Below are 707 nucleotides of genomic sequence, written 5' to 3' on the forward strand. Positions count from 1 at the left end.
GCCCTCGACGCCGCTGAAGTTCGCCGCGGGCACCACCATCATGGGCCTGGCGTTCCTGTCGTTCCTGCCGTTCTCCGGCGGCGGCGAGAACAGCGCGCCGCTGCTCGGACTGGTGTTCACGCTGCTGCTGTTCACGTTCGCGGAACTGTTCCTGTCCCCGGTCGGGCTGTCGCTGTCGACCAAGCTGGCCCCGCGGGCGTTCCACACCCAGATGGTCGCGCTGTTCTTCCTGTCGGTGGCGCTGGGTTCGTCGATGGCCGGCACCCTGGCGAAGTACTACGACGAATCCGACCAGGCGCCGTACTTCGCCTGGATCGGGGCGGCGTCGATCGGCGTCGGCCTCGTGATGGTGCTGCTCTCGCCGTGGATCAGCAAGATGATGCGCGGGGTGCACTGAGCGGCGCCCTTGTGTGGCACCTGGCCACGGGCGGACGATGGAAGGGAGCCACGACAGAACCGGCTCCTTCCGCTCGTTCGTCCTCTCCAAGGTGTGAGCATCATGTCCGCCAAGATCACGAAAACCCTCGCCGCCACCGCCATCGCCCTGACCGTCGGCGTCTTCGCCGCCCCCGTCGCCACCGCCAGCGAACTCCCGGTCGTCTCGCCCGCCGTCGGCTCGGTGTCCCTGTGCTTCAGCGTCCCGCTCGGGTCCGCCGCGCTCGTCTGGTGCATCTGAGCCGAGCCGGGCTCGTCAGCCGGAGCGGCGC

The 707-nt window shown here is 69.0% G+C and carries 2 protein-coding genes; both read left to right on the top strand.

Annotation, left to right across the window (positions count from 1 at the left end; translation table 11 throughout):
- Positions 1–397, top strand: a 397-nt coding sequence (locus tag AC1DQC_RS19845; RefSeq protein WP_477052949.1) for a POT-type proton-dependent oligopeptide transporter, incomplete at its 5' end; no start/stop codon positions are given.
- Positions 398–499: 102 nt separating this feature from the next.
- A complete protein-coding gene (locus AC1DQC_RS19850; RefSeq protein ID WP_169888157.1) occupies positions 500–676 on the top strand; it encodes a hypothetical protein in 177 nt (58 codons plus the stop codon).
- Positions 677–707: the final 31 nt, after the last annotated feature.

The sequence above is a fragment of the Cellulomonas sp. P4_H12 genome, from assembly GCF_056400905.1.